Consider the following 346-nt stretch of genomic DNA (forward strand, 5'->3'; position numbering starts at 1 on the left):
CTTGGAAAAATCCGTGGATTCTCCGAACAGGCTATGCGGAAGATACGCCTGTCTTTCCTGCTTTTCGGAAAGCCAAAGCGCTGGCTCTTGCGGCTCTTATCATAACCCCGATACTCCAGCTGGATAAAGTCCTGCTTCTCGGTCTTGTAAAAGACCTCCCCCTCTTCATTGTAAAAAAGAGAAGTGTTCCGGTACTGCCTGGCTTCCGGCTCTTGCCAGAGATGGCGCCCGTCTGCCAAAAAAGCCACATCCCGATTCTCAATCATCCCCTGCAGTTTGGAATCTTCATAGCCAGAATCCAGAGTTATCACCTTGGCCCGTTCCCAGTCAACCACCTGTTCATCCT

1 pseudogene is annotated in these 346 nt (G+C 50.9%); it reads right to left on the minus strand.

Annotated features, from left to right (window positions below):
• Positions 1–335: pseudogene (locus STRDD11_RS13420) on the minus strand (DDE transposase); the annotation flags it as partial.
• Between the last annotated feature and the right edge of the window lie 11 nt (positions 336–346).

The sequence above is a fragment of the Streptococcus sp. DD11 genome, assembly GCF_001578865.1.
Classification (GTDB): domain Bacteria; phylum Bacillota; class Bacilli; order Lactobacillales; family Streptococcaceae; genus Streptococcus; species Streptococcus panodentis.